This is a genomic window from Gracilimonas sp., assembly GCF_031581265.1.
Classification (GTDB): Bacteria; Bacteroidota; Rhodothermia; order Balneolales; family Balneolaceae; genus Gracilimonas.
The window spans coordinates 21,636-40,713 of sequence record NZ_JAVLBQ010000003.1 but is presented as its reverse complement, the minus strand read 5'-3'; the positions used below and the strand labels follow the sequence as shown (position 1 = coordinate 40,713).

The window sequence follows — 19,078 nt, the reverse complement described above, 5'->3', positions numbered from 1 at the left end:
GTTAATTATTTAGAACGGTCCGGTGCCCAGGTGGTTTCTTTTGTTCCGGCTTGCTTATTCTCATACCGAGCTAACACAAATAAGAAATCAGACAGCCGATTGATATACATGATGGCTACTTCTGAAATTTCTTCTTCGTGCCGGCATTCAACGGTAATTCTTTCAGCTCGCCTACATACCGTGCGTGCGAAATGAAGTGTCGCTCCGGCTTGAGCTCCACCGGGTAAAATGAAGTTTTTGAGGGGTTCCAGATCTTCTTCCATTTCATCAATGGCCTTCTCCAGAAACTCTACTTCACTATGACCAATTCGCTCGATCCGTACATCTTTGGAGGCCGGAGTTGCAAGATCGGCACCCAACACAAACAGTTGCTGCTGAATGGTTTCCAGTAACTCGGATCCTTTCTCCGAGAGGCCAAATGAAGTAGCCATTCCCAATATAGAATTCAATTCATCCACAGTTCCATAGGCATCAATTCGCTTGGAGCTTTTGGATACTCGTTGTCCGCCAAAGAGAGAAGTATTACCGCTGTCGCCTTTTTTAGTATAAATTTTCATAGTCAAGGTTTTTTTAGAAAATAGGGGTTTGATGGGTAAGGTGCATATGTGCAAAGTCGCGACAAAAAAACCGTTCAATCAAATAAAAGATTCCTCAATAAATTCATACGAAATATGAAGATGTTCCAGTCCTGAAAGATTCTGCTCAAATGCATCGGCTTTATCCAAAGCACATGCTACGCGCAATCGTATATCTTGCAAGTAATCGGAGTCGATTACTGACAGGTCAAAATCATTCTTTAGCTTTTGGATGGTATTTTCCTGTGGATAAGGATAGCAGATCTCGAATATTTTTACAGGCCAAATAGTGACTAAACGGGCTGATTCCAAACAAAGCTGAGTACCTCGACCATAAGCCTCTATCAAACCTGATTTTCCCAACTTAGTACCGCCATAATATCGGACTACCACAACTCCGACATTCACTACTTCATATGATTTTAGCTGATTAAGAATCGGAAGGCCGGCCGAGCCGGAAGGTTCCCCATCATCAGAGCTGAATTCTTTGGGTTGAGCCGGATTCAGTCGCCACGCCCAACAGTGGTGGGTGGCATCAGGGTATTTTGATTTAAGCTGATTGAGCTGTTCCTGAAACTCTTCCTCAGATTCAGCCGGGAAAAGATAGCCCAGGAATTTGGAGCCGCGCTCTCGGAAAGAGGATTCGTATGTTTTATGTATGGTATACAATTACCTCCCGTTATTTTACGTCAAGGTAAAAATGGCACCGGTAAAAGTCATTCCTGTTTAGCTTTTTATAAGTCTAAAGCAAACCGGCGTACCACTGGTGTCGAATCAATAAAATCGATCATGTAGAAGTTTTCCTCTTCATCCACCCAGTTTACAATAGGATAGTATGGTTGGCGGTCGTATGGTAAGGAATACAAAAAACTCTGATCAACTATATTTCCATCAAGATCAAATATCTGTACGCTTAGGTCCAACAGGTTTCCGTCTTCCATGGAAACATCTCCTTCTCGCCATTCGCCATAAAAGTGAACAACTTGTCTTCTTTGGGGAAGAAAATGGATCCCGGCATCAATGCTATGTACACGTCCTTTGTGAGAGTCTCCGGAATAGCCAATCATACGGGCACTAGGATACTCACTATTTTCTTCGTATTCAGCTGTCGAATGATAGAGGATATAAGGATTAGAATACGGAGAGGTGCCTTCAATTTTGTTATTCAACTCCCATTCTACATCGTTCACTTTTTTATATGAATAAATACTACCAGTATATATCCCCGGTGAGAAATAAATTATCTCTGATTCTTTATTCAAAGTGAAGCTGCCCTGGTAAAGAAGAGTATAAACCCAGCTAAAAGTATCATCTATTTCAAGGTCACTTAAGGGGGCAAATTCATATTCTATTTCATCAAGATCTGTACTCATAATCTTGAGAAATTCTCGTTTCGGAAGATCTGAATAGTCGGATTCTATAGCAGATGCTTGAGAGTAGGCCAATCCAATAATTTTATTATCAATAAAATCAGCATCTTTGAAATAAAACTGATTTTCAAATTTAATAACGTAATTAGATACATATTCTCCTTCTTTTGTGATGGTGGTATATCTAAAATTGCCCCTGTCAAGTACAAGGATGTTATTTTCCGGCGTAACTCCCATAAAATTAATATCATGGAATTCATTAGGACCTCTACCACGTCCGCCCAAGCTTTTGAGATAGTTCCCGTCTTTGTCAAATACCTTGATGGTCAGGCTTGCTTTATCGCCGATGTATATGTTTTCTTCTTTATCGGTTACTACTCCTACAGGTTGCCCTAAAATTTGAGCAGCTGAATCTGCTTCATTTTCAAGGCCGATGACAAGTTCTCTTTCAATATCTATGGTTCGTGCTCTTTCAACTGTTTTTGTTTTTGACTGCTTGTTATTACACGCTGTAAATAGTAGAAGAATTAAAGAGACTATAATTTGATCACGTAGCATAATTAAGTTATTGTGATTACTAAGATGTAACTACAAGGCTTTATTGAATTAATAAAACCTTGTAATTATTTGTGATTTTCAATTACCGTTACTAATGATAATCAGGACCACAATCAGGACCACATAAATCTCCTGATAAATCGCAACTAGCTGGATCTGGGCAGATAGTCATTCCACAGAAAATTGCTTCAAGGCAATTCCCCTCTGCTCTACATGTACAACACCAACAGTCAGATTCTACATAATTTAGATTATCTGGAGTTAAAGTAAATGCACTTGTAAGAGCAAATGCTATGATAGAAAAAAAGAGAGTGAAGGTACTTTTCTTTATGTTTTTCATGGCACGATCTTTTTGTTAAGATTTGGTTTCATTGATTTTGAGCGAGTGGAGTGTTACTTCCAGGTTTCTTTTGCCTGCTCTATAATCCTAAGTTTACTTTCAGGTAACATTATCGAATTGGGAATAGGGAAATTATAGAAAACCAACTTTTCAAATTTATCAACAAAGATTAAGTTTTGTTCTAAATTACTGAAGAGGTTATTAATTTTTGAAGAAGGCAGGTTTTTATAAGGAATATTCAATTCTGTCAGTCTAATAAACTTGTTGACTTCATTATCATTTTCATCAATAAAAAGAAGTATTGGATCTGTAAAAGTAGAATCTTTTCTTAGTAAATCTGAGAACTCAGTAACATTGTTTAAGCAAAGATAACAAGCTTCAATAGTTAGGATTATAACCGGATTGATTTTTCCTGAAGAGTCGGGGTCAATTTTTTCGAAAAGCTTTTCAATATCGGAATTAACGATACTAATTGAGGTTGTAAAGTTATTTCCCGAATCTTGGTCAGAAGGTATATTTGTTCCTTTAAAGTTGTAACTGAAGTAAATAATTACTGATAAAATCAGCAATATTGTACTCACCGAATATTTTATACGATCACTCAATTTCTCATGATTTTTTATTGCTTTGAAAATTCTAAAAAAAATAATGAATAAAGCAACTACTTTTATTTTTTATGAAAAATCAATGCATAATGTAAATGAATCATAGAGATTCACTGTTCGTGCAGATCAAAGTGTAGATGAAAAATAAATTTTTGAAAGAGAATAATTGATTTCGATAAAATCACTCCAAACTCAACTACTTTAACGGAGCATAGTGTGGAAAGAATATGAACTCATCACCTGAAAAGAATAAATGCCCGAAATAGAAATCCCACAAACCTGCAATCATATTTAGACCTATTCTGCCTTGTTATTCAGAGCGGAAAAAGCGATTTTCTCCTCGCAGTGCATTAGTGGAAGAGTTTTCAATTTATTTTGAAACTTAGAATTCACAGTCATTGTTATTATTAAAAATTGAAATTATCTAAGACGTAGAATATGCCTTCTCTTATCAAAGCTCTGAATTCTCAGGTTGGCCGAAAATTTATGACCGGAATCACAGGTATCGGTCTCATGCTTTTTCTAATTGGTCACCTGGCCGGAAACCTTACCATATTTGGAGAAAGCCAGGCTTTTAATGTGTACACCTACACACTCGAAAGTTTAGGTCCATTGTTGTATGTGATTGAAGCCGGTCTTGCCTTCTTTTTCCTCTATCATGCTTTTTTGGGAATATCAATCTGGAGACAGAAAAAGAAAGCTCGTTCTCAAGGATATGATACCTACCAATCAAAAGGTGGACCAAGCCATCAGTCGCTTGCTTCCAGAAGCATGATCATTTCAGGAATTGTGATTCTTGTATTTCTTGTATTCCACATTTGGCACTTTAAATTTGGGCCAACTGAAACTATAGCACTTGAGTCGGTGGGAACTACAGAAGCGCGTGATTTGAGAGCTTTAGTTATCGCTGAATTTCAAAAGCCATTGGTTGCTTTTGGGTATATCTTTGTACTTTCACTGGCTATTTTGCACCTCGCCCATGGAGCATGGAGTGCGTTCACATCATTGGGAATGAAGCACAATCAAACTTCAAAAAAAGTTCAGATCGGAGCTTATATCTTTGCAATAGTGCTGATGTTAGGCTTCATCTTCATACCGCTGTATATCTACCTTACAGGCGGAGAAGGTAGTTTAATTAGCTATTAAAGATGGGCCACGAAAGCACTAAAACACGAAATTTTTTTAAATGAATTGGCAAACAGATATTTACGAAGAAATTCCTGATCGCCTTGAAGTGGTCGGGGAGAAAATTGTAGATGCGGCCTATACTGTTCATAGGAAGTTGGGCCCCGGATTACTCGAACACATTTATGAAGTTTGTCTTGTGCATGAAATAATAAAAAGAAACTTGAAAGCTGAGCGGCAGGTTAAGGTGCCGATTGTTTATGATGATCTGACTTTTGATGAAGGATTAAAGTTAGATGTTTTGGTTGAAGATAAAGTGATTTGTGAACTCAAAGCAGTGGATAAGATGAATCCGGTTTGGGAAGCTCAAATCATCAGTCATCTGAAACTCACTAAAAATCGGCTTGGATATTTGATTAATTTTAATGTCAGAAACATTGGAAAAGGAATTAAACGATTTGTACTGTAATTGAGATTAAAATCCAGAACGTAGAAAAATCTAAATCACAAAAAATGAAGCCTAAAACGAAGGCAACGTATTGTTCATATTAACTTTAGTGTTTTAGTGCTTTCGTGGCGAATTAAACAACTATGAAATTAGATTCAAAAGTACCCGGCGGACCGTTAGAAGAGAAATGGGATAAACACCTGAAAGACATCAACCTGGTGTCGCCCAATAACAAGCGGAAATATGAAATTATAGTTGTGGGAACCGGATTAGCCGGTGGTGCAGCTGCTGCAAGTTTTGCAGAGCTTGGCTACAACGTGAGAAGTTTCTGCATTCAGGATTCAGCCCGACGTGCCCACAGTATCGCGGCCCAGGGGGGGATAAATGCAGCTAAAAATTATCCCAATGATGGCGATAGCATCTGGCGTCTTTTCTATGATACGATTAAAGGTGGCGACTATCGTTCGCGTGAGTCTAATGTGTATCGCCTGGCACAGGTATCGAACGAAATTATTGATCAGGCCGTAGCGCAGGGCGTTCCTTTTGCCCGTGAATATGGCGGAAACTTAGCGAATAGGTCATTTGGCGGAGCACAGGTATCGCGAACGTTTTATGCCCGTGGACAAACCGGTCAACAATTATTGCTCGGCGCTTATCAGGCCATGATGCGTCAGGTCCACAATGGAAATATCAAATATCATCCACGTCATGAGATGCTGGATGTGGTAGTTATTGACGGTCAGGCTCGTGGAATTATTACCAGGGATTTGGTTTCCGGTGAACTGAACCGATATGAAGCTGATGCCGTTGTACTTGCAACCGGTGGATATGGAAACGTTTTCTATCTTTCCACAAATGCCAAAAACTCAAACGTAACGGCAGCATGGAGAGCACACAAGCGTGGTGCTGCTTTTGCCAATCCCTGCTACGTTCAGGTTCACCCCACTTGTATTCCGGTTTCCGGAGATTATCAGTCTAAGTTGACGCTTATGTCAGAGAGTTTGAGAAACGATGGCCGTGTTTGGGTTCCTCGCAAGAAAGGGGATGAGCGTCATCCAAATGAAATTCCTGAAGACGAACGATATTATTATCTGGAAGAACGCTATCCTGCTTTCGGAAACTTAGTCCCTCGGGATGTGGCTTCCCGAAATGCCAAGATGGTGTGTGATGACGGTCTCGGTGTAGGCGAAACCGGTTTGGCTGTTTACCTCGATTTCCGTGATGCTATTAAACGCGACGGCGAAGAGGCGATTTCAGCCAAGTATGGTAACCTCTTTGATATGTATGAGAATATCACAGGCGAAAATCCATATAAACGTCCGATGAGGATTTATCCTGCTGTCCACTATACAATGGGTGGTCTTTGGGTTGATTACAATCTTCAAACTACAATACCTGGTCTTTATGCAGCCGGAGAAGCAAACTTCTCTGACCACGGAGCAAACCGACTCGGCGCAAGTGCGTTGATGCAGGGACTGTCAGATGGCTATTTCGTACTTCCGTACACTATTGGTGATTACCTCGCCAAACAAGAACCCGGTAAACGATATGGAACCGATCATGAGGCTTTTAAAGAAGCTGAAAATTCAGCGCAGGAACAGATCGACAAGCTTTTAAATGTGGATGGTAACCGCACCATTATCGACTTCCATCGTTCGCTTGGAAAAATTGTGTGGGATAAAATCGGAATTGCCCGTAACGAAGAAGGGTTGAAGCAAGCCATTGAAGAGATTCGTGAGTTACGAGAAGAATTCTGGCAGAATGTGAAAGTGCCGGGCGAGAAAAATAATTACAATAAATACCTGGAGTTTGCAGGTCGTGTTGCCGATTTCTTTGAGTTGGCAGAACTAATGGCCGAGGATGCGCTGGACAGAGAAGAATCTGCCGGGTGCCACCTCCGGGAAGAATATCAAACCGATGAGGGAGAAGCCCTCCGAAATGATGAGGATTATTCCTATGTAGCCGCTTGGGAATACAAAGGCATGAACGGAAAACTCGAAGAAACTCTTCACAAAGAAAATTTAGAATTTGAATTCGTTGAGCTAAAACAACGCAGTTATAAATGATATAGCCGAAAGTATTTGCTCTGACGCAGAGCGTGCGGAGCAAGGGAGATATTATTTCTTCTTAAACCTCGCTCCTGACGCTCTGCGTCGGAGCATAGCTTAGGCAGATCAAAAAAAGGAAAAAATTATGAGCAAAGAAATGACCATTCATCTGAAATACTGGAAACAAAATGGACCTAATGATACCGGCCATTTTGAGGAGTACACGCTCGACAATGTGAACGAGCACATGTCGTTCCTAGAAATGCTGGACGTGCTCAACGAAGAGTTGATGCTGCAAGACAAAGAGCCTGTAGAATTCGATTACGACTGCCGCGAAGGTATTTGCGGTTCCTGTAATTTAGTAATCAACGGACAGGCACATGGGCCTAAACAAAAAGTAGCAGCTTGTCAGTTGCATATGCGGAATTATAGCGATGGCGACCATATTACGATTGAACCGCCAAGAGCAACTGCATTTCCGGTGATTAAAGATTTAGTGGTTGATCGTTCTGCTTTTGACCGGATTATTGAAGCGGGCGGATATGTATCTGTGAAAACAGGTTCTGCTGCTGAAGCGAATGCCATCCCCGTAGAAAAAGAAAAAGCAGATGCAGCCTTTGATTATGCAACTTGTATAGGTTGCGGAGCTTGTGCAGCTGCTTGTCCTAATGCCTCAGCTTCGCTATTCACCGGTGCTAAAATCGCCCACCTCAACAAACTCCCACAAGGTGAAGTTGAGCGGAAAGACCGTGTAGTGGCAATGGTTGATCAAATGGCCGAAGAGGGTTTTGGAGACTGCTCTAACTTTGCAGAATGTGAAGCCGTTTGCCCGGTAGGAATTTCCATTTCGGCTATTGCTGAAATGAGAAGAGATTATATGAAAGCGGTGATGAGTGGGGATTAATTTTTTCTCTGATCTATATAAATGATTTGAAAAGGCGCATTTAACGATTGCGTCTTTTTTGTTTAATCTAATATCACCGTCTTATTCCCATAGATAAATACTTTATCATCTAAAACGAGTTTGGTAGCTTCTGCCATTACTTTGGTTTCGATTTCTCTTCCAGCTTGTGCCATTTCTTCGGCGTCATAACGATGGTCAATGGGTGATGTACTTTGATAAATAATAGGCCCCTGATCCAGATCATCGGTTACATAATGTGCAGTTGCTCCAATAATCTTAACACCACGCTGATAAGCTTGATGATAGGGTCTTGCTCCCACAAAAGCAGGTAAGAAGGAGTGATGGATATTAATGAGCTTATTTTTGTACACCTCAATAAATTCCGGGGAGAATATACGCATGTATTTAGCCAAGATGATATAATCGGGATTGAAGTTGGCAAGCAGTGCAAGGATCTCCTTCTCGTGTTCAGTTCGCTCCTTACTCTCATGTGGGATCACATAAAAGGGAATATCAAAACGTTCGACTAAATTTCGCAGGTATTCATGATTGCTTATAACGCACTGAATATTGGCCCTGTTATCATCAAATTCATTGCGTATCAAAAGATCTCCAAGCACATGGTGTTCTTTAGTCGCCATGATCACCACTTTTTTGTTCTGATTTGTACTCACTCGAATATTAGCTTTATCAGGTAATGATGACCTTAGTTTCTTAACCAACTGTTCTTTGTCAAAATCCCCTTTTACAATAGTGCGCATAAAAAAATGCTTACTGTTGTGTTCAACAAATTCCCGGTTCAACACAATGTTAAGATCATGTTGGTAAATAATATCCGTGATCTTGTGAATAAGTCCCTTTGCATCAGAACAGTCAATCAGGAGTGTATTTTGGGGAGAATTCATGCAAGTAATGATTGAGTTAGTTGAGTAAAGTCGTCCACTGTATTATACACATTTGGCGAAACCCGAATAGAATCTCCCCTAAAGGAAACAAGAATGTTATGCTTATCAAAAGCAGCTTTAATCTTTTCCATTTTATGATGCTCTGCTAAACGAATGCCAAAGAGGTGAGAGGAACGAAAGCTTTCATCTTCAATTCGAAACCCGGCTTTTCGTAGTTTAGCAACAGGTTCTTCAATTAAGTTTTTGCAGTACTGCTGGATGTTTTTCACTCCCCATTTATTCAGTTGCTTAACGGCTTCCAGCATCATGGGCACTAAAATGAAGTTACTGTGTTCGCCCACTTCATACCGAAGAGCTCCCGGCTGATAATCATCGTTGTAGTTTACCAAGTTTGCAAAATTTTCACTTTCATAGCGGTTGATCCAGTTTTCTTCCACAGGCGATCCCTTATCCAAGGCTGGTCCATAATAAGCCAATCCAATGCTGTAAGGCCCCATCAGCCATTTGTAGCCGGCGCAAATCAGGGCGTCAGGCTTAATTTCTATTACATCAAATGGAAGTGCACCAACCGACTGCGTTCCGTCAATAGCTAGCCAAGCTCCGACTTCCCGGGTCAGTTTACGAATAGCCTGCAAGTTGAAACGAGTTCCATCGGCCCAATGCACATTACCCAATGCCACCAGTTTTGTTTTGGAGTTGATGGCATTCATAATTTTCTCATTCCAGTCTTTGCCTCGTTCTTTTGAATCAGGTGGAGTGATGGTTACGATCTCGGCACCACTTTCAGAAGCTATAGATCTCCATGGATAGACGTTGCTTGGGAATTGTTCTCCCACCAAAATAATATTGTCCCCTTTTGAAAGAGATAAATTTTTAGCCACATTTGCCATCCCGTATGAAACAGAAGGGATAACCACAATTCGCTTGGGATCTTTTGCATTGATAAGTTTAGCGTATTCGTTCCTGAGCTTGTCAGTTTCTCCAAAAAATTCATCCGGCGAAATTTTGAAAGGATTTCGTTTGCGCTTGATACCTTCAATACCTGCTTGTTCAACCTTTTTAAGTAATGGCGACATATACGCACAATTCAGGTAAGTAAAGGAATGATCGAGCTGAAAATGTGATTTTTTACAATCCATGAGTTCACTATAATAGGTTAATCTGATTTGTCAGGGAAACTCTAAATTTCATAGTACAAATCCCAACGTTTTTAAGATGAATATCCGAGAGGCAGAAAAAAAAGATTTATCGACTATCCTTTCAATCAATCAAAGCGCATTGCCCCATGTGAATAGTATTGAGCTTTCAGAGTTGGAGGAATTTTTAAAGGTAGCTAATCCTTTTATAGTAATTGAAATGGATGGTACTATCGCCGGATTTATAATTGTACTGCAAAAAGGGCTGGACTATGATAGTTTGAATTACAAATTTTTCTGCAATAATTATTACGACTTTGATTATGTAGATCGGATTGTAATATCAGAACATTTTAGGGGTAAAAAATTAGGAACGGCACTGTATAAATACCTTTTCAACCACTCTGATAAAAAACAGATCACTTGTGAAATAAATATAAAACCACCGAATGTAAATTCGATGAAATTCCATAAATCATTGGGATTCAAGCAGGTGGCAAAACTGGTTACAGAAAAGGGCGCAAAAGGTGTAGCGATGATGGTGAAGGAGTTGTAGCAGATTGTAAAAAACTTTCAATTTGGAATGAAAGTTTAGGTTTTTGTTTTATACAGTCAACTATTCATCAATAAAATAAAATCAAATATCATGAGAACGCTTAATAAAATAACAGGAGTATTTGCGCTTGTATTCGCAATGCTTTTTTCGACGAATGTAATGGCACAAGACAGTGATATTGTAGAGTTAGCTGTTGATACAGAACAACTTTCTACACTTGTTACAGCTGTCCAAGCCGCGGATTTAGTAGAGACGCTACAGAGCGAAGGTCCTTTTACCGTATTTGCTCCAACAAATGAAGCCTTTGAAGCATTGCCGGAAGGTGTGCTCGATATGCTTCTGAAACCGGAAAATAAAGAAATGCTTGTTTCAGTACTGACTTATCATGTTGTTTCTGGAAAAGTGATGTCCGGTGACTTGGAAGATGGAATGAAAGCAGCTACCGTAGAGGGAAGTGAAGCGACCATCAAAATTGGTTACGGCAATGTAATGGTTGATAATGCTACTTTTGCCGCAGCTGATATTGAGGCGTCGAATGGTGTAGTTCATGTAATTGATGCAGTAATCTTACCACCAAGCATCAAAGAAGCATTAGCTTCAAATGGAGAAGAAGAAAGTACTGACGAAGACTGGTAAATTTTAAGTCAGACTTTATATAAAGCCAAAGCCGAAATCACTTGATTTCGGCTTTTTTTATGGATTATAAGTTTTCGAAATATTGATATCCATCCACGATATCGAGATACACCCCGTCAAAATTGGAATTTATGATACGCTGCAAATATGAGTCTTCATTTCCGTAGATCACAGATTGCCAGTCCTGATGCCAATATTGGACTTTAAAATTACCTTCCTATTCCGGGTTTTCTTCTACCAACCACTCAGGCTCATTTTCATCCCACTCATCTTGCCAATAAAAACGGTAATCTTCAGCCTCCCCAATACTCATGTAACTTATGACCAACCGTTGGCCACCGTTTGCCTTTTGGCGCAACTGGTTTACTTCCTCAGCAGTAAAGATTTCACTGTCATAGAAAGCGTCAGTAATTAGCACATCATAATTGGTGTTTTGAATGGCTTCTATAAAGGCTTCCCGGGTTTCAAATTCTGATTTATTCAGTAGGTAGAGGAAATTTCTGGCCTCTGAAAGTTGCGTGATTACATTACTGTTTAATCCAGGAAGGGTAGAAGGAAAAGAGGGAATAACCTTCAGGTCCCGATCGGGGGCCGCAAAAGAGAGGTATCCCAGAGCTTGATTTTGAGAATAAGATTGACTCATTTTAAAAGGAGTATAACAGTAATCGGTGACCAAGATAGTTTTACCGGCTTGCTTCCCTATGTTTAAGCGCTGCAGCATGGTATTGGTAACCGCAGCAGGGGTGGGTTGGTCATCGTCGGTGTATCCGAAAAATAAGTTCTCTCGTGCAAGTCCATCTAAAGCTGATAAATACGTTCGATCAACTTCACCGTTCTTTAGTAGTAAACCATGCCCGTTTTGAGGAATGATATAAAATTCAGAGTTCTGTGATTTAGCGTTTTCTGAAATACTTTGTACAAAAGAACGTATTTCTTGCCGGTAATCAATTTCATCCCCTCCGTTTAGTATATTTCCGCAAGAAAACAGGGTAATCAAAATTAATAAGATGAAAGTCAGATTTGTTCGCATTGCTTTGTATTTTAGAATGTAGATGGCATTAAAATATAGAGTATAAATTGCAGGATTTTTTTAAAAAAGCGGAATCAAATTTAAAAGAGTTTTGGGGCTTTGAAACTTTTAGGCCAGGGCAGGATGAAGTTGTTCAATCCGTGTTTGAAGGTACTGACACTTTGGTTCTATTCCCAACAGGCGGGGGTAAATCGTTGTGTTACCAAGTCCCGGCTACGGTTTTTGAGGGAATGACGCTGGTTATCTCACCTTTGGTAGCACTGATGCAAGATCAGGTTCAACAACTAAAAGACAGAGGCATTTCAGCAACATTTATTAACAGTACCATTCCATCGTATGAGGTGGAGCAGAGAATGGTAAATGCCAGGAATGGAATGTATAAGCTGTTATACTGTGCTCCCGAGCGGTTAAAAACCACACTTTGGGAAGCTGAACTGCCAAAGCTCAATATTGACTTGGTGGCCATTGATGAAGCCCATTGTATAAGTGAATGGGGGCATGACTTCAGGCCTTCATATAGAGAAATAAGAACGTCTCTCGAATCAATTGCGAATGATACCCGTTGGATAGCCCTCACAGCAACTGCTACTCCTGAAGTTCAAAAAGACATCGTAGAATCTTTGGGTTTTGAAAATCAGAATGTGATATCTCAGGGGTTTTCTCGTCCAAATTTAAAGTGGTGGGTCACCATTTCTCCAAATAAGAAAAAGAAACTTAAGGACGCAGTCACAAGGGGAGCTAAAAAGGGAAATGGACTTATCTATGCCGGAACCAGAAAAAACTGTGAATATCTGGCAGATTGGTTTACCGGGTTGGGTATCGAAACTGAAGCCTATCATGCCGGTGTTGAGCCGGAGAAAAGAAAGGCTATTCAGGAACGGTGGATTTCAGGTGAAACCCCATTGGTGGCAGCAACAAATGCATTTGGTATGGGCATCGATAAACCGGATTGCCGGTATGTAATTCATGAAGAAATGCCATATTCCCTGGAAGCATATTACCAAGAAGCAGGTAGAGCAGGGAGGGATGGAAAAGAAAGTTTTCCAATTTTACTGTACAGGCAATCTGACTACACCAAAGCCGATGAACGAATTGACCGGGGATATCCGACACTGGATGAGCTGAACCACGTTTACCAAGTGTTATGTGATAGTTTTAATTTGGCGGTCGGTTCAGAGATGGAAGAATCCAGGCCTTTTGAAATTAGACAAATCAAAAAAAGAGGACAGCTTTCTTACGGCAAAGCACGTTCAGCAATACGGTTATTGAATCAGTTTGATATCATAGCCATGCAGGAAGACGTGAAGCCGGCCGTGAGCCTTCAGTTCACAATTAGCTCGCAAGGACTTAAAACATTCAGAGAGAAATGTAATAACCCGGAGAAGGCAGAATTTGTAGATAAACTTGAGCGATTATTTGGGGCCTATGCCTACCATGACATGATTCAGCTTGATGAAGAGTATGTATTGGAAAAGCTGAAGATCAGAAGAAATGGATTGGTTAAGGCCTTAAATGTGCTTATGCAGAATGATCAAATCCTGGTATTTGAAATGCACAAAGAACGGAGTTTGGTAAAAGTGCTTGAGGCCAGGTCACGTAAATTGCCCCTAACCAAAAAACAGGTTGAAGGTCATCGAAACAATATGTTTCGAAAGCTTGAGCAAATGCATGGGTATATATTAACCGAAACCTGCAGGGAGGTGTACATAAGAAATTATTTTGGTGATACCTCAGCTAAACCCTGTGGGCATTGCGATAATTGTCTGAAGAATAATAAAGCAGAAGTAGCCGGAATTACTTCCGATGAAATATCTGATGTTTTTGAATTACTTAAAAAAGAGCTCCAAAGTGTAGAAGAACTTTCGGCCCAAACCGGATTTTCAAAACAAAAAGTTGTAGCCGCTATTCAATTTTTAATTCGGGAAGAAAAAATAACCACGATACCGTCTAAACCGGGTTTTTATGGATTATTGTAGCTGTGTGTTATTAAAATCAGGTTCGAGCATTCTGGTGCTATCATTTTCTGCCCTATTGCCCTGTCTGAGTGAATCAATATATGATTGCATCATTTGCTGTTCATTTTCCAGGCGTAAAATTACCGAGTCTATCCTGGCAATTTGATCCTGTAACTGAGATTGGTAATACTGGTGAGAACGAAGGTATTGTTCATCAGTGACTCCATATTGCTCGTAAACCAAATTTTTCAGAGAATCAGCATTTACACTGTCCGGTTCAGCATTTTTGAAAGTGGTAATGTGCTGCATCTCAACCATAAGGTCGATATAGGTGTCTTCACCAATTAAATCATCAGGTTTGGGTTGTGTGTTATTATACTTGCAGGCTGTAACTAACACTATTACAACTAACCCGCTCAAAATTAACCTGAATGTTAGGGGGATACCGGGCATAGTTAAATTATGAAGTTGGATCTTTGGGATTTAAGGGACGCATTGTAATCTCATTTATAAGGTGATTTTCGTCTGTTTGTAACAGGAATTTAACGGTATCAGATACGTCCGTAGTTTTCATCATATTGGGATGATTTTCAATGCCATCAATTTTATCAAAAAGGTCTGTGTTGATGGAGCCGGGAAATACGCAAGTTACTTTAATCCCGTCATATCGTAGTTCTTTAAAAAGAGCTTCACTAAACCCACGAACCGCAAATTTACTGGCATTATATCCTGAAATAGTCGGATTCCCCAATAATCCCGCGATAGAAGCTATATTGATGATGTGGCACACTTGTTCATTTTCCTTCATTAAGGGGACAATAAGCCGGGTAAGGTAGAAGATACCATTCAGGTTTACGTCAATCATGGTATGCCATTCGTCTTTTGTAAGATCATCCACGTTGGCAGAATACATTACTCCGGCATTGTTTATCAGGATATCGGGCCGATGGTTTCTGCTAAATGTTTTTTGCACCCATTTCTCAAGATCTTCAGACTTAGTAATATCCATTTTAACAGGGTGAAATTTATCTCCGAGCTTTTGTTGTAAACCCTGCAATTTGCCTTCACTGCGAGCAAGTCCGTACACCTCGGTCCCATTTTCAACCAGCATTTTACTGAATTCTGCGCCAATTCCGCTGCTGGCTCCGGTGACGATGGCTATTTTTGAATCGAGATTCATTATTAAAACTGTATTTTGTTTAAATTCTTTGTGTAAAAGTAATACAAAAAGAGGAGCAAAATCGATTCGAAAGCTATAAATAATATTTTATATCTGGATGTTGGTAATTCATCCATCAAAGGAGCTTATAAAAAAAAGACTCAATGGGAACCCCTGAATAATAAAAGATCAGGTACGGCTCTCGAGTTAATCGAGTGGATTGATAATCACCCACAGTCATTTTCTGAGGTAGTAATATCGAGCGTGCGTATGGATGTGCTAAAGGCCATCCGTCAGCAGCTGAAAAATATCCCGGTTTCAGAACTTAGCTTGCAGGATATTCCCAGAGATTTGTTAGACTATGAAACCATTGATACGCTGGGTATAGATCGATTCCTGTCTTGTTACGGTGCTTCAGCCCAAACCCCGAATCCTGTAGTAGTAATTGATGCCGGAACAGCTATAACGGTCGATTATATGGATAGAGATGACACCTATCATGGTGGGGTTATAGCTCCCGGCTTTGCAGGATTTGGAGAGGTATTACATAAAAAAGCTCCTTCGCTGCCTGAGGTAGATCTGGTAATTCCTAAAAAGTGGCCCGGCAAAAGTACCATTGATTCCCTGAGATGGGGGCAGGCAGGATTTTATAAAATGGCAATCGAAGGTATGCTTGATAAATATAAGGCTGAATTTGGTGATTACGAACTGTTTATCACAGGCGGGAATGCGGATACTATTCAAGCAATGACAAAACGAGAGGGAAAAGTAAGACCGTTTTTAGTTTTTGATGGTATGGAAAGGCTGTATAGGAAGCCATAAAAAAAAGAGCCCGTTTTTAAGCGGGCTCTTCTCTTATATCTTTTAAAGCTTAGGCAAATATTACGCGTTTACCAGTTAAAAATGAGCCTAAGGCAATCTTTGAGCAAAGTAACCTCGCATCGTCCGAAGGTCCTTCGAGCGCATGGCTGAAGTGCCGAACGCTGCGAGGACCTACGGACGCTCGCAGGTTCTCTGTAAGATGTTTTCAACCGGTAAAAGCTTTAAATATTTTAATCGTCACCAAGTTCTGCTTCTGGTATATGATCTCCGGCATCTTTTACGTAATGATCGAGCCAGTTGACCCATCTTGTCCACAGATCCAATAACGTTTCTTCAGCTGCAGGGCCGTGTGCTTCATATGGATACATATACATAGCAGCCGTTTTCCCTATTCCATTTAAGGCATGAAACATGCGTCGGGAATGCGTTGGCCAGGTTCCCACATTTTGATCCGCAGCTCCATGGTACATCAGTAAAGCACCGTCTAAACGATCTGCCCAAAAGATGGGGGTCATTTGGACATAACGCTCTAATCCGCGCCACAGATCCCGCGGTTCACGCTGAAATCCTAAAGGAGTCAGAGTTCGGTTGTAATTTCCATCACCGGCAATACCGGCTTTAAAGAATGAAGTATGAATCATGGCATTAGCCGTACCAAAGGCACCGTAGCTGTGTCCTCCAATAGCCATTCTGTCTCGGTCGATATATCCGCGTTTGGCCGCGCTGTCTATGACAACCGTACTGTTTTGGACGATACTCCATACAAAGCCATCATTTGGGCCGCCTCGTTCAGCGGCGATAGGCCAGTCTGCATCAATGACAGCATAACCGCGTTTTACTAAAATATCAGGAGAGCGTGTGTACACTCCGGGGAAGTCATTTTTATTGTGATAACGCAATCCTTCATTATAATCTTCCTGATCATCGTATTCAGAGGGATAATGCCAAATAATTCCCGGAAGAGGTGTTCCATCCCAGTCGGCAGGAAGCGTTACTTCAACCCAAAACTCAAATCCATCTGCTCTTTTAACTTTGAAGCGTTCTCGTTGAGCCTGAGTAACGGCAGCATTATAATCTACGTTTGAGGTGAGCTTGGTTTCATCGCCACTTTCAAGATTAACTAACCAGGAATCAGGATGCATCTCCGGTGATTCTCGAGAGATAACAATATCATTTATTTCATCGTCGAGTACAGCGAGTACATTTTCATAGACCATTTCTGAACTTTGAAAAATTCGTTCTTTTTCACCGGTACGGATTTCTACTTTATCCAAAAATGGACGCGGTGCATTATCTTCCGGGTTTTCATAGTACTGCGTTCCATCAAGAAATACATGATTTTGGTCTGTAGATAGCTGAACGATAGAACCACCCATTTCTCCCTGCACATATCTCAGGTTGCCCGGATCATCATAAAAGTCATCATTATCATGGTCGACAATGGTAAATGTTTCTTCCGGGTTATCCAGGTACACAGCATAAATATGTTCAGAACCCTGACCTGATTCTTCAATAACCAGCAGGTCTGAATTAGCTGTGTATGAAACCGACTCCATTTCTTTTTCGGTCTCATAAACGGTATTCATATCATCTTCACCAAAAGGAGGTAACCACTGAATGACACGATCCATTTTCTTTTCTTCTTCGTCTTCCGAGCTTCCTTCTTCAGTGTCATCAGAATCATCGGTATCGTCTGCATCATCTTGGTTGTCGCTATTATCGCGTGTAGGTTCCATTCCTTCTCCGGTTTTGGCAAGAAGGCTGAGTCCTTCACCATCCGGCCGCCATTTTATGTCTCTTCGGCCATAGTTCTCAACTTCATCATACCCGGGGACTCCTTTCCGAATTTCACTATTTCTAAGTTCCACTAACATGTTTCCGTCGAGATCCCAAACTTCTTCGGTCCAGCCAAAACTATATACCGGCACGATGTAAGAGAAAGGAACAGACAGTGTTTCAACAATTATATGCTGCCCATTGGGAGCTACTTCAATATCTCTGATCATGGACGGTTCCCCAATTTGACGCACTCTTCTATTGTCAACATTTATGCGTGCAAGTTGTCCGGTTACATGATACTGTAGAAGTTCGGCTTCAAATTTTCCTCCCAGCAGATCTTGATAGGTGCGGAGCCTGTTTTCTTTGTCAGTAGTCATTTTTACCTGAAGCGCTGTTGGAGTTGCAGGTTTCTGAGGCTCAGCTCCTCTGTTTTCGGGAACCAACACGGTAAAAATAAATTCTCCATTTCCTGACCATTCAAAGGAAGTATTCAATGTAGCCAAGACGGGCCGGCGTGTTAGTTTTTTAGAATTTCCGTTATCAAGATTTGCCACATAAATGTGTGTAGCGTCATTAAAGTGAGCAAAGTATGCAACTTTAGAACCGTCGGGCGACCATTCCGTACTACTAATGAGAGCGTCATCCGGGGTATCAATTAATACGGTTTCACCGGTCCGGGCATCAATTAGTTCAAGACCACTCGTAGAGGTAGTAGTAAAGTACCGGCTTCGATTGGCATCGGGGTTGAACTGTAATCCACCAAGATTGTAATAGTTTTTTGCAAATGCAGAAAGGGGTGATAGAGCACGGTCCTGTGTGGTATTTAAAAAATATTCCCGGGAAGGATCCAGGTTATACAAGATTACATTCTCATGACGTGGAGCCAACACCTCTTCTGCTATTTCATCAGGCGGTGTTAAATATTGTTCCCGAAGATCGGTTGGGTTTTGGGCTTTTGTCATATCCGCAGTACCGATGAATAAAATCATCAGCATAGAAAATGACAAAATTGTAGTAGTTACTTTATTCATAATGCAAGCTATTTTGATTAAAAAGGGCGTAGTTAGTTTTCACCTTTAAGAGGGAGCATTAAAAAAGGGAATTCAGAGATAAAAAGCCTGCCTTTT

The 19,078-nt window shown here is 40.5% G+C and carries 18 protein-coding genes; 8 read left to right on the top strand and 10 right to left on the bottom strand.

Annotated features, from left to right (window positions below; genetic code table 11):
- Window positions 1–5: 5 nt before the first annotated feature.
- From RI561_RS02155 to RI561_RS02140, 4 genes are all read right to left on the bottom strand, one after another.
- The gene (locus tag RI561_RS02155; protein ID WP_395078573.1) at window positions 6–557 is read right to left on the bottom strand and encodes a cob(I)yrinic acid a,c-diamide adenosyltransferase; all 552 of its coding nucleotides are present in this window, start codon (window positions 555–557) and stop codon (window positions 6–8) included.
- A 78-nt stretch (window positions 558–635) separates the two neighbouring features.
- On the bottom strand, window positions 636–1,244 hold the full coding sequence (locus RI561_RS02150; protein WP_395078572.1) for an IMPACT family protein: 609 nt from the start codon (window positions 1,242–1,244) through the stop codon (window positions 636–638).
- Between the two features lie 65 nt (window positions 1,245–1,309).
- On the bottom strand, window positions 1,310–2,503 hold the full coding sequence (locus RI561_RS02145; protein ID WP_395078571.1) for a 6-bladed beta-propeller: 1,194 nt from the start codon (window positions 2,501–2,503) through the stop codon (window positions 1,310–1,312).
- A 393-nt stretch (window positions 2,504–2,896) separates the two neighbouring features.
- A complete protein-coding gene (locus RI561_RS02140) occupies window positions 2,897–3,448 on the bottom strand; it encodes a hypothetical protein (protein WP_395078570.1) in 552 nt (183 codons plus the stop codon).
- A 438-nt stretch (window positions 3,449–3,886) separates the two neighbouring features.
- Between RI561_RS02140 and RI561_RS02135 the strand changes: the two genes are divergently transcribed.
- The 4 genes from RI561_RS02135 to RI561_RS02120 all read left to right on the top strand — a co-directional run bounded on the left by RI561_RS02135 (window position 3,887) and on the right by RI561_RS02120 (window position 7,973).
- Window positions 3,887–4,594, top strand: a complete 708-nt coding sequence (locus tag RI561_RS02135; RefSeq protein WP_395078569.1) for a succinate dehydrogenase cytochrome b subunit — start codon at window positions 3,887–3,889, stop codon at window positions 4,592–4,594.
- A gap of 40 nt (window positions 4,595–4,634) precedes the next feature.
- Entirely contained in the window at window positions 4,635–5,042 is a 408-nt protein-coding gene (locus RI561_RS02130) for a GxxExxY protein (RefSeq protein ID WP_395078568.1), read from the top strand.
- Between the two features lie 122 nt (window positions 5,043–5,164).
- Window positions 5,165–7,087 carry a fumarate reductase/succinate dehydrogenase flavoprotein subunit gene (locus tag RI561_RS02125; RefSeq protein WP_395078567.1) on the top strand — a complete coding sequence of 641 codons (1,923 nt, stop codon included), beginning with the start codon at window positions 5,165–5,167 and terminating at the stop codon, window positions 7,085–7,087.
- 127 nt (window positions 7,088–7,214) lie between these two features.
- Window positions 7,215–7,973, top strand: coding sequence for a succinate dehydrogenase/fumarate reductase iron-sulfur subunit (locus RI561_RS02120; protein ID WP_395078566.1), 759 nt, complete (start codon window positions 7,215–7,217; stop codon window positions 7,971–7,973).
- 62 nt (window positions 7,974–8,035) lie between these two features.
- On the opposite strand, the gene purU is transcribed toward RI561_RS02120, so the two are convergent.
- Complete coding sequence (purU, locus tag RI561_RS02115; protein WP_395078565.1) at window positions 8,036–8,878, bottom strand: formyltetrahydrofolate deformylase; 843 nt, start codon at window positions 8,876–8,878, stop codon at window positions 8,036–8,038.
- Window positions 8,875–10,017, bottom strand: a complete 1,143-nt coding sequence (locus tag RI561_RS02110; RefSeq protein ID WP_395078564.1) for an aminotransferase class V-fold PLP-dependent enzyme — start codon at window positions 10,015–10,017, stop codon at window positions 8,875–8,877. The genes purU and RI561_RS02110 overlap by 4 nt, the downstream gene beginning before the upstream one ends.
- A 76-nt stretch (window positions 10,018–10,093) precedes the next feature.
- On the opposite strand from RI561_RS02110, the gene RI561_RS02105 reads away from it, so the two are divergent.
- Window positions 10,094–10,570: a GNAT family N-acetyltransferase gene (locus tag RI561_RS02105; protein WP_395078563.1), complete on the top strand. Its 477-nt coding sequence runs from the start codon at window positions 10,094–10,096 to the stop codon at window positions 10,568–10,570.
- A gap of 90 nt (window positions 10,571–10,660) precedes the next feature.
- Window positions 10,661–11,206, top strand: coding sequence for a fasciclin domain-containing protein (locus tag RI561_RS02100; protein ID WP_395078562.1), 546 nt, complete (start codon window positions 10,661–10,663; stop codon window positions 11,204–11,206).
- A gap of 217 nt (window positions 11,207–11,423) precedes the next feature.
- Here RI561_RS02100 and RI561_RS02095 read toward each other — a convergent pair whose 3' ends face one another.
- Window positions 11,424–12,236 carry a hypothetical protein gene (locus RI561_RS02095; protein WP_395078561.1) on the bottom strand — a complete coding sequence of 271 codons (813 nt, stop codon included), beginning with the start codon at window positions 12,234–12,236 and terminating at the stop codon, window positions 11,424–11,426.
- A 47-nt stretch (window positions 12,237–12,283) separates the two neighbouring features.
- On the opposite strand from RI561_RS02095, the gene RI561_RS02090 reads away from it, so the two are divergent.
- Entirely contained in the window at window positions 12,284–14,212 is a 1,929-nt protein-coding gene (locus RI561_RS02090) for an ATP-dependent DNA helicase RecQ (protein ID WP_395078560.1), read from the top strand.
- On the opposite strand, the gene RI561_RS02085 is transcribed toward RI561_RS02090, so the two are convergent.
- Both RI561_RS02085 and RI561_RS02080 read right to left on the bottom strand, forming a co-directional pair.
- The gene (locus tag RI561_RS02085) at window positions 14,204–14,611 is read right to left on the bottom strand and encodes a DUF4296 domain-containing protein (RefSeq protein WP_395078559.1); all 408 of its coding nucleotides are present in this window, start codon (window positions 14,609–14,611) and stop codon (window positions 14,204–14,206) included. The two genes, RI561_RS02090 and RI561_RS02085, sit on opposite strands and share 9 nt — an antisense overlap.
- 40 nt (window positions 14,612–14,651) lie before the next feature.
- Window positions 14,652–15,371, bottom strand: a complete 720-nt coding sequence (locus RI561_RS02080; RefSeq protein WP_395078558.1) for an SDR family oxidoreductase — start codon at window positions 15,369–15,371, stop codon at window positions 14,652–14,654.
- 60 nt (window positions 15,372–15,431) lie between these two features.
- Between RI561_RS02080 and RI561_RS02075 the strand changes: the two genes are divergently transcribed.
- Entirely contained in the window at window positions 15,432–16,172 is a 741-nt protein-coding gene (locus tag RI561_RS02075; protein WP_395078659.1) for a type III pantothenate kinase, read from the top strand.
- 230 nt (window positions 16,173–16,402) lie between these two features.
- Here the strand turns inward: RI561_RS02075 and RI561_RS02070 are convergent, their stop codons facing one another.
- The gene (locus tag RI561_RS02070) at window positions 16,403–18,982 is read right to left on the bottom strand and encodes a S9 family peptidase (protein ID WP_395078557.1); all 2,580 of its coding nucleotides are present in this window, start codon (window positions 18,980–18,982) and stop codon (window positions 16,403–16,405) included.
- Window positions 18,983–19,078: the final 96 nt, after the last annotated feature.

Bases quoted from the DNA above. Each gene is read 5' to 3' on its own strand.
- RI561_RS02155 (WP_395078573.1), bottom strand. From the start codon at position 557: ATGAAAATTTATACTAAAAAAGGCGACAGCGGTAATACTTCTCTCTTT.
- RI561_RS02080 (WP_395078558.1), bottom strand. From the start codon at position 15,371: ATGAATCTCGATTCAAAAATAGCCATCGTCACCGGAGCCAGCAGCGGA.
- RI561_RS02095 (WP_395078561.1), bottom strand. From the start codon at position 12,236: ATGCGAACAAATCTGACTTTCATCTTATTAATTTTGATTACCCTGTTT.
- RI561_RS02135 (WP_395078569.1), top strand. From the start codon at position 3,887: ATGCCTTCTCTTATCAAAGCTCTGAATTCTCAGGTTGGCCGAAAATTT.
- purU (WP_395078565.1), bottom strand. From the start codon at position 8,878: ATGAATTCTCCCCAAAATACACTCCTGATTGACTGTTCTGATGCAAAG.
- RI561_RS02070 (WP_395078557.1), bottom strand. From the start codon at position 18,982: ATGAATAAAGTAACTACTACAATTTTGTCATTTTCTATGCTGATGATT.
- RI561_RS02145 (WP_395078571.1), bottom strand. From the start codon at position 2,503: ATGCTACGTGATCAAATTATAGTCTCTTTAATTCTTCTACTATTTACA.
- RI561_RS02130 (WP_395078568.1), top strand. From the start codon at position 4,635: ATGAATTGGCAAACAGATATTTACGAAGAAATTCCTGATCGCCTTGAA.
- RI561_RS02100 (WP_395078562.1), top strand. From the start codon at position 10,661: ATGAGAACGCTTAATAAAATAACAGGAGTATTTGCGCTTGTATTCGCA.
- RI561_RS02125 (WP_395078567.1), top strand. From the start codon at position 5,165: ATGAAATTAGATTCAAAAGTACCCGGCGGACCGTTAGAAGAGAAATGG.
- RI561_RS02105 (WP_395078563.1), top strand. From the start codon at position 10,094: ATGAATATCCGAGAGGCAGAAAAAAAAGATTTATCGACTATCCTTTCA.
- RI561_RS02120 (WP_395078566.1), top strand. From the start codon at position 7,215: ATGAGCAAAGAAATGACCATTCATCTGAAATACTGGAAACAAAATGGA.
- RI561_RS02110 (WP_395078564.1), bottom strand. From the start codon at position 10,017: ATGGATTGTAAAAAATCACATTTTCAGCTCGATCATTCCTTTACTTAC.